A 3,792-nucleotide genomic window follows, 5' to 3' on the forward strand; every position below is an offset into this window, starting at 1 on the left:
GCGGGGGACTGGGGAATTGGGATTGAAAAACTGAAGAACTGAAGAAATGAAGAGATGAACAGATGAAGAGATGAAGAGATGAAGGAAGAGGGATCGGTCACAGGTCCTTGCTTCCTCGATCTCCAGCTTCTCTATTTCTTCAATTCTTCAATTCTTCAATTCTTCAATTCTTCAGTTCCTCAATTCCCCAACTCTCCGTCCAGCCCCTCAGTTCCTCTCCCTCGCCTCATGCATCAGCAGCGCCGCTTCGGTGCGGTTGCGGACGTTGAGCTTGGCGAGCACCCTGGTCATGTGATGCTTGACCGTCTTTTCCTGCAGCGACAGCCGGGCGGCCACTTCCTTGTTGCTCAGCCCCTCCGCGACCAGCTTCAGGATCTCGGCTTCGCGGCCGGTGAGCTGGGCGAGCGGGTCCGGCTTGCTGCCGGTGGGCTGCAGAAGGTCGGAAAGCAGTCTGGCCGAGAGGCTCGGCGAAACATAGCTCTGGCCGTTGGCGACATCGCGAAGGATCTCGGCCAGCGCCTTGGAGCCGACGCCTTTCAGCACATAGCCGCGCGCGCCGGCCTTCAGCGCCTGGGCGACGTCGGCATTGGTCTCCGACACCGTCAGCATCACGATCTTCTGCTCGGGCATTGCTGAAAGGATGCTGGCAAGCGCGCTGAGGCCGCCGCCCGGCATGCTGATGTCGAGCAGAAGGATATCGGGCATGCTGGCGCGCACCAGCCTTTCGGCGTCCTCGGCGCTGGCGCCTTCACCCACGAGTTCGAAGCCGCCTATCTCGCCGAGGCTGCGCGCAACGCCCTCGCGAAACAGGGGATGGTCGTCGACTATTGCGATGCGGATGGGTGTGCTCACGGTTGCTCCTCGACAGACAAGGTGATCACCAGTCTCGTTCCTCCGGGGCCCGTCAGTGTCTCGAACTGACCGCCTATGCTTTCGATACGTTCCCTCAGGCCCGCAAGCCCAAGTCCCTCGCTTCGGGCCGGGTCGAAGCCGGGGCCGGTGTCCACGACCTCGACGAGAAGCTTGCCGCCTTTCGTCGTGGCCCTGACCTGCTGGCCCTTGCCCTTGCCGTGCCGGAAGGCGTTGTTCAGGCCTTCCTGCACGAAGCGATAGATGCTGATCTTTTCCGAGGTGCCCAGTTCCGGCAAGCGCTCTGGCAGGGTTAGCAACACATTGGTGCTGGTGCGGCGCTCATGCTCGGCCACCGCCAGGCGCAGGATGTCGGCGATGGCCTGGGTCTCGATCTGCGGCAGCACCAGCCCGTTGCAGATGCCGCGTATCTCGCGCATCGCTTCGCCGAGCGTCTTGTGGATACCAGCGATCTCTGCTTCACGCAGCGTGCTCGACGTGGCCGGGTCGACCAGCGCCGGGCTGTCCATCCTGAGCGCGGCGAGCGCCACAAGTTGCGCCGGCCCGTCATGCAGGTCGGCGCCTATGCGCCGCAGATAGCGCTCGTTGATGGCGGCGGCGCGGCGCGAGGCGCGCTGAACGCGCTGCCGCAGCGTCGAGTTCTGCGCCAGCGCCGCCTGCAATTCCGAGACCTTGGCCTCGAGCGCCGCCTGCTGGGTGACGATGGTGCGGCTGCCCCGGAAAACGATGCCCGAGAGCAGGGCAAGCGCCGCCGCCGTGGCGCCCGCCACCACCAGCCAGCTCCACAACAGGGCCGAGTGCAGCGATTCCTCGAAATCGCCGGACAATTCGTAAAATTCAGACACGGCCACGACCTCGCCTGACCAGGGTTCGCGCACCGGGTTGTAGATCTCGAGCAGCGGCACCCCCATCGACCGTTCCTTCTCGTCTTCCTCGTCTTCGAGCCTGTTGGAGTTGTATTTGACCATGACATTGCCGGCGAAAGCGGCGACGAGATTGGCGTTGGGCTTGAACTGCCTGCCGATGAGGTCGGCGTCCTTCGAATAGAGAATCGTGCCGTCGCGCCGCCATAGCTTGAACGAGACCAGTCTTTTCCCGAGCGCCCCCTGGCCGAGCGTCTCGTCCAGGGCCCGTTTGACGGTGTCGTCCAGCTCCTGGCTCTTGCGCATGTCGGGCAGCAGCGGCGCGATCACGCTGTCGACATAGAGCGCGGTGGTGGCGGCGGAATTGTGCAGGACGCCGTCACGGATCTGAGATGTCACCCACAGCCCGACCACGAGCATCACCGCCAGAAGGCCGATGCCGCCCGCGATCACGAACTGCCAGGCAAGCGAGAGCCCGCTCCAGATTCGTGCAAGCCGCTTCAGATACCTCCCAAACATCGGCACCGTTCACCCACCCGTTCGCGACAGTATAGGCGAGGTGACGCAATTGCGACACCGACCTTGGTCCGTGCCGATGAGGAAGGTTAATGACGGCCCGTTTGCCGGCGGGGCAGCTGTGATTCGCAAGCGGCAAGATCGCCCATACCCCGAATGGCAAATGCCCGCGTCGCTCCTGTTTGACGGGGAAGACGCGGGCCGGCTGCCACCTGAACTTCTTTCAGCGCCGACACAACCACCAATCCGGCCCCAGGTCCAGACCAAAAGACGTATGCCCCGCAGAACATAGCGCCGCGCCGCCGCCGTCCGGTCTGGCGCGGTCCTGTCATCGGGCGTTGCGGATATGAATATATAACGACGTCTGTCGGATGCCCCAGCCCAGGGCCGGGCAGCCCTGTCCTTGCATAAGACGCGGGAAGTCGCGACGGCATTTGCCCCCAAAAGAAGTCAGGGCCAAGGCCTTGATCGGCCGGACACGCGCCGCCTATACGATAGACGTTACCTTGCTGTTCGTGGCAACGCAGTATGGACGTAGGCACAAAAAACCATAAGAGAAATCACCGGCTGTCGATCTTTGATCTCGACGCATTGCGGGAAGCTTTCAGGCAGTCTGTTCGTGAGAACGACGTCACGGAAGCCGAATGGGCGCGGTACGCCGAGCATTTCGTCAAGAGCACGCTCCAAAAAGGCAGCCGGCTCACACGGGCTTGAGCGTTCGTGCGTCCGGGATCCGGGTGATTCCAGGCAGGAACGTTTCGGTCCTGGCCGCTCGGACCATTGCGCCGGCGCATAGGACCTCAGCGACAATTGCGGGCGCAGGTGGAAACGGACACTGTGTCCGTGCGCCGGCTACCCCCCAAGGAAACCCAATGGTCGGCGCTTTAGCCCGGCTTGCCTGTAAGAGAGCCGTACTCTTTTACCGCCAAGGCAAGCCGGGCTACCCCGCTCCCTGAACGCTTCAAGGCTGGTGCGTCGTCGAAACGCGGCGCCGAAGAATTAATGGCCGTGGGCCATTTCAATGCGGCGGAACGAAAAGCAGGTCGGGCGCGTTCTAGGCCGCGATGTCGAGGAGTCCTCACCATCACAAGGCCGAAAAGCCGTTTCAGGCCTCAACAGACGAGGCGGAGCGCTTGGCGCGTGCGGAAAAGAATGCCAGGCTGAAGGAGCTTCGCACCCACGCTTCCTGGCTGGTGCTCGATCCGCAGGCGCATTTCCAGGAGGAGATCGACTGTTCGGTCCTGTTCGGCGACCTGTCGATCCGAAAGGTCGGCCGCGAGGGCTAGGACAATCCCAGGAACGGGCTTTCAGCCCGTCACGCGAGCTGCAATCCGGCCGCGCCATCCTCGCGCGCGATCTCGATCAGCCGCGCGATCGCCCATGGCGTCATCAGCGCAAGGAAAGCAGTGAGATCGAAGAAGAGCGACCGCGCCAGATCGAACCCGCTGTGATCGTAGCAGACTGCAAACTCCATAGCGCCTTACCCCTTTTGACCCCCCCGCAGCGCACGTAATTTCGCGCACCCTTGAGCATGATCCTGATT

General features: G+C 62.7%; 4 protein-coding genes. 1 reads left to right on the forward strand and 3 read right to left on the reverse strand.

Going from position 1 to position 3,792, the window contains the following annotated elements; all coding sequences use genetic code 11:
• Positions 1–207: 207 nt before the first annotated feature.
• Both EOA24_RS30330 and EOA24_RS30335 read right to left on the reverse strand, forming a co-directional pair.
• Complete coding sequence (locus EOA24_RS30330) at positions 208–852, reverse strand: response regulator transcription factor (RefSeq protein WP_126061648.1); 645 nt, start codon at positions 850–852, stop codon at positions 208–210.
• A complete protein-coding gene (locus EOA24_RS30335; RefSeq protein WP_126078096.1) occupies positions 849–2,252 on the reverse strand; it encodes a sensor histidine kinase in 1,404 nt (467 codons plus the stop codon). The genes EOA24_RS30330 and EOA24_RS30335 overlap by 4 nt, the downstream gene beginning before the upstream one ends.
• 1,130 nt (positions 2,253–3,382) lie before the next feature.
• On the opposite strand from EOA24_RS30335, the gene EOA24_RS30340 reads away from it, so the two are divergent.
• Positions 3,383–3,535, forward strand: a complete 153-nt coding sequence (locus tag EOA24_RS30340) for a hypothetical protein (RefSeq protein ID WP_189343179.1) — start codon at positions 3,383–3,385, stop codon at positions 3,533–3,535.
• Positions 3,536–3,564: 29 nt separating this feature from the next.
• Here the strand turns inward: EOA24_RS30340 and EOA24_RS41920 are convergent, their stop codons facing one another.
• Complete coding sequence (locus tag EOA24_RS41920; protein ID WP_189341655.1) at positions 3,565–3,723, reverse strand: hypothetical protein; 159 nt, start codon at positions 3,721–3,723, stop codon at positions 3,565–3,567.
• Positions 3,724–3,792: the final 69 nt, after the last annotated feature.

Origin of the sequence: Mesorhizobium sp. M2A.F.Ca.ET.039.01.1.1 (assembly GCF_003998035.1) — a bacterium.
Taxonomy (GTDB): Bacteria; Pseudomonadota; Alphaproteobacteria; order Rhizobiales; family Rhizobiaceae; genus Mesorhizobium.

Bases quoted from the DNA above. Each gene is read 5' to 3' on its own strand.
- EOA24_RS30335 (WP_126078096.1), bottom strand. From the start codon at position 2,252: ATGTTTGGGAGGTATCTGAAGCGGCTTGCACGAATCTGGAGCGGGCTC.
- EOA24_RS41920 (WP_189341655.1), bottom strand. From the start codon at position 3,723: ATGGAGTTTGCAGTCTGCTACGATCACAGCGGGTTCGATCTGGCGCGG.